A 4,517-nucleotide genomic window follows, 5' to 3' on the forward strand; every position below is an offset into this window, starting at 1 on the left:
TCGACGTCCCGGCGGGCGCCGTGGTCGGCCGGGGAGCGGCGGGGGGCGCGGGTCGCGGGGGAGGAGCGAATCCGCTGCCCGGCTCCGGGACGAGCGGCTCGCGCGCCTCGATCACGGCGACGGCGGCCGGGGCGACCGCGGCTCCCGAGGCGAGGACGCTCCGGAGCTGCTCGACCGCGTCGGTCAGCACCGCCCGCCGGGACGTCGATCCGCGACCGGAGGCGAGGGTCGAGGTGGCGAGGCCGAGCACGCGCTCGGCCAGCGCCGTCCGCTGCTCCCCGGCCGCGGTCGTCGCGGTGGTGATCGCGTCGGCCGAGACTCCCTCGAGCGCTGCGTTGAGGGCACCGATCGCCACCAGCAGATCGGTGCGGGCCGCGCCCGCGACGGTGCCGTCGGTCGCGGTGAGGAGCGCGAGCGAGTCGTCCCGCAGCGCGAGACCGGCCTCGCGCGCGGCGGTGTAGGCCGGGGGAGCGGCCACGTCGATGGACGTCTCCCGGAGCGTCGGGGTCGCCTGCGTGCCCTCCGCGGCGGGCGTGCACCCGGTGAGCGCGCCGGCGGCGACGAGCAGGGCGATCGCGGCCGTGGCGCCCCGGAGGAGCGGGCGCGCACCCCCGCGCCGCTCGGCTCGCCCTCGACTCCGCATCACTGCACCCTAATCGGGGGACGGGCGCCGTGGGTGCTGGTCAGTGGGGCGGTTCGTGCATCCGAGACCCGGGTCGGCCGCACCTCCGGGCCGCACCGGCGGCGCTCGACCGCGGGGAAGGGGGCTCGCCGAGCACCACTCGAGGGCGGGGGCGGCGCGCGCGGGACGGCGGGGCGTCCACCGCCGCGCCGCCTAGCATGGGGCGGGTGACCGACCAGCAGGAGCCTCCCGTCCGCCTCCGCCCCGAGATCCTGGCGCTCCCCGCCTACAAGCAGGGCCGCGCGGCCGCCGCCGACGCCTTCAAGCTCTCCTCCAACGAGAACCCGTTCGACCCGCTGCCCTCCGTGCTCGCGCGGGTCCGCGAGGTGGACGACTTCAACCGGTACCCGGACGCGGCCGCGACAGCCCTGCGCACGGCGCTCGCCGCGGAGTACGGCGTCCCGATCGAGGAGGTGATCGTCGGAGCCGGCTCCGTCGCGGTCATCGCCCAGCTCATCACCGCGGCGGCGGGCCCGGGCGACGAGGTCGTCCACGCGTGGCGCTCGTTCGAGGCCTACCCCTCGCTCGTCACGACCGCGGGCGCCACCAGCGTGCGCGTGCCGCTGCGCGCCGACGACACCCACGACCTCGACGCCATGGCGCAGGCCGTCACGGAGCGCACTCGCCTGCTGATCGTCTGCAGCCCGAACAACCCCACCGGCACGGTCGCCACCGCCGACGACGTCGAGGCGCTCCTCGAGCGCGTCCCGGGAGACGTCCTCGTGCTCCTCGACGAGGCCTACGCCGAATTCGTCGACGACGAGCGGGCCGTGGACGGCACCCGCCTGCTCGGCCGCTACCCGAACCTCGTGATCGCCCGCACCTTCTCCAAGGCGTACGGCCTCGCCGGCCTCCGCGTCGGCTACGCGATCGGCCACGCGCGGATCCTCGACGCCGCCCGCTCCACCGCCATCCCGCTCTCGGTCACCCGGTTCGCCGAGATCGCGGCGGTCGCCTCCCTCGAGCACCGCGAGGAGCTCCTCGAGCGCGTCCACCGCATCACCCGCCTCCGCGACGACCTCTGGCGGGCGCTCCTCGACCAGGGCTGGACGATCCCGGAGTCGCAGGCGAACTTCCTCTGGTTCGACACCCGCGAGGACACGGCGCGCGCCGCCGAGGTCTTCGAGCGCGCCGGGGTCGTGGTCCGCGCGTTCCCGCCGGAGGGGATCCGCGTCTCCGTCGGCGAGGCGCGCTCTGTCGACAAGCTCCTCAGCGCGGCGGCCGAGATTGTGGCTTCCCTCCCCGAGGGCCACCCCGCGAGACGGATAGGTTAGTCGGGTGGTAGCCACCAGCACGGAGTCGCCGACTGTCCAGTTCCTCTCCGCGGACGGGCGGTTCTCGCCGACCCCCGCGGCCGAGCAGTACGCCTCTTACCTCGACGAGGTGGACGAAGCGCAGCACCGCTCCTTCTACCGCGAGATGGCGGTGGTCCGCCGGTTCGACACCGAGGCCGCGAACCTGCAGCGCCAGGGCCAGCTCGGACTGTGGGTCCCGAGCCACGGCCAGGAGGCGGCGCAGGTCGGCTCCGCGTTCGCGATGCGCCCGCAGGACCACGTGTTCCCCTCCTACCGCGAGCACGTCGTCGGCAAGATCCGCGGCATCGACCTGCTCGGCGTCCTCGCGCTCCTGCGCGGCACGACGCACGGCGGCTGGGACCCGACCGATCCGACGAACGGGAACTTCCACCTCTACACGCTGGTGCTCGGCTCGCAGGCCCTGCACGCGACCGGCTACGCGATGGGCCTCACCCTCGACGGAGCGACCGGCACGGGCGACCCCGAGAAGGACGCGGCCGTCGTGGTCTACTTCGGCGACGGCGCCTCCAGCCAGGGCGACGTCAGCGAGGCGATGGTCTTCGCCGCGAGCTACCAGGCCCCCGAGGTCTTCTTCCTCCAGAACAACCACTACGCGATCTCGGTCCCCGTGGCCACGCAGTCGCGCAGCCCCCTCTACCTCCGCTCCTCCGGCTTCGGCATCCCCGGCGTGCAGATCGACGGCAACGACGTGCTCGCGAGCTACGCCGTCACCGCGAAGCACCTGCAGGACGCCCGCTCCGGCGGAGGCCCCCAGTTCATCGAGGCGCTGACCTACCGGATCGGCGCGCACACCTCGAGCGACGACCCGACGAAGTACCGCACCGACGACGAGCTCGCCTCGTGGGTCGCGAAGGACCCGATCACCCGCTTCGCCGCGTACCTGCGGAGCGAGGGCGTGGAGCAGTCCTTCTTCGACGAGGTCGACGAGGAGGCGAAGGACTTCGCGTCGGACATCCGAGCCCGCCTCCTCGCCCTCGAGGTCCCGCCCACGGGCGTCATGTTCGACCACGTCTACTCGGAGCCGCACGTGCTCGTCGAGGAGCAGAAGGCGTGGCTGCAGCGCTACGAAGAATCGTTCGGAGGCGAGTGATGACGATCGACACCAGCACGACGGCCGCGCAGCCGCCCCTCACCGGGTCGCAGCTCGAGTCCATGTCCATGGCCAAGGCGCTCAACGCCGGCCTCCGCCGCGCGATGACGCAGGACGACCGCGTCCTGCTGATGGGCGAGGACATCGGCCCCCTGGGCGGCGTCTTCCGCATCACCGAGGGCCTGCACGCCGAGTTCGGGGCGAAGCGCGTGCTCGACACGCCGCTCGCCGAGTCCGGCATCGTCGGCACCGCGATCGGTCTCGCGATGCGCGGGTTCCGCCCGGTCTGCGAGATCCAGTTCGACGGGTTCATCTACCCGGCGTTCGACCAGATCACCTCGCAGCTGGCCAAGATGACCAACCGCCACGAGGGCGCGATCACCATGCCCGTCGTCATCCGCGTGCCCTACGGCGGGCACATCGGAGCGGTCGAGCACCACCAGGAGAGCAACGAGGCGTACTTCGCGCACACCGCGGGCCTGCGCGCGGTCAGCCCGTCGACCCCGAACGACGCCTACTGGATGATCCAGGAGGCCATCGCCTCGGACGACCCCGTGATGTTCTTCGAGCCCAAGAGCCGCTACTGGCCCAAGGGCGACGTCGACCTCAGCGGATCCGCCGCGCCGCTGCACGCCAGCCGCGTCGTCCGCCCGGGCACCGAGGTCACGCTGGTCGGCTGGGGCCCGATGGTCGCCGTCCTCCTCCAGGCCGCCGAGCTCGCGGGCGAGGAGGGCACGAGCGTCGAGGTCGTCGATCTGCGCTCGCTCTCCCCGATCGACTGGGAGCCGCTGCTCGCCTCGGTCCGCAGGACCGGCCGGCTCGTCGTCGCGCAGGAGGCGTCCGCCAACGTGAGCCTCGGCTCCGAGATCGCGGCGACCGTCACCGAGCGCGCCTTCTTCTCGCTGGAGGCGCCGGTTCTCCGGGTCGCCGGCTTCGACACCCCCTTCCCGCCCGCCAAGGTCGAGAAGCTCTTCCTCCCCGACGTCGACCGCGTGCTCGAGGCCGTCGACCGCTCGCTCGCGTACTGACGCGCGCGACATCCGCCCGCACGAGCCCACAGGAGTCCCCCCGATGACAGAGCAGTTCCTCCTCCCCGACGTCGGCGAGGGCCTCACCGAGGCCGAGATCGTGGCCTGGAAGGTCAAGGTCGGCGACGAGGTGGCCGTCAACCAGGTCCTCGTCGAGATCGAGACCGCCAAGTCGCTCGTCGAGCTCCCCTCGCCGTTCAGCGGCACCGTGGTCGACGTGCTCGTCGACGAGGGCCAGACGGTCGACGTCGGCACCGCGATCATCACCGTCCGGGCCGGAGCCGGCTCGATCGGCTCCGAGGTGCCGGCGATCCAGACGGTGATCCGCGCGGAGGTGGCGGCCGGCCGGTCCTCGATCACCGACCCGTACGCGCTGCTGAAGGACCTGACCCGCGGCAAGC

Annotated in this window: 4 protein-coding genes and 1 pseudogene; 4 read left to right on the forward strand and 1 reads right to left on the reverse strand. The window is 73.1% G+C overall.

All coding sequences use genetic code 11. The annotated features are described in order from the left end of the window. Nucleotides 1-643, reverse strand: a pseudogene (locus C5D44_RS17375) (hypothetical protein); the annotation flags it as partial. A 197-nt stretch (nt 644-840) separates the two neighbouring features. Here C5D44_RS17375 and hisC point away from each other — a divergent pair. The 4 genes from hisC to C5D44_RS17395 form a co-directional block, all read left to right on the forward strand. Then, nucleotides 841-1,956: a histidinol-phosphate transaminase gene (hisC, locus tag C5D44_RS17380; RefSeq protein ID WP_104282380.1), complete on the forward strand. Its 1,116-nt coding sequence runs from the start codon at nt 841-843 to the stop codon at nt 1,954-1,956. Nucleotides 1,957-1,960: 4 nt separating this feature from the next. Next, the gene (locus C5D44_RS17385; protein ID WP_104282381.1) at nt 1,961-3,088 is read left to right on the forward strand and encodes a thiamine pyrophosphate-dependent dehydrogenase E1 component subunit alpha; all 1,128 of its coding nucleotides are present in this window, start codon (nt 1,961-1,963) and stop codon (nt 3,086-3,088) included. Between the two features lie 62 nt (nt 3,089-3,150). Beyond that, nucleotides 3,151-4,116 (forward strand): alpha-ketoacid dehydrogenase subunit beta, encoded by a 966-nt coding sequence (locus C5D44_RS17390; protein WP_181028888.1) that lies wholly within the window; start codon nt 3,151-3,153, stop codon nt 4,114-4,116. Between the two features lie 43 nt (nt 4,117-4,159). After that, the coding region (locus C5D44_RS17395; RefSeq protein WP_308471654.1) for a biotin/lipoyl-containing protein at nt 4,160-4,517 on the forward strand (358 nt) is incomplete at its 3' end.

The sequence above is a fragment of the Rathayibacter sp. AY1B5 genome (assembly GCF_002932795.1).
Taxonomy (GTDB): Bacteria; Actinomycetota; Actinomycetes; order Actinomycetales; family Microbacteriaceae; genus Rathayibacter.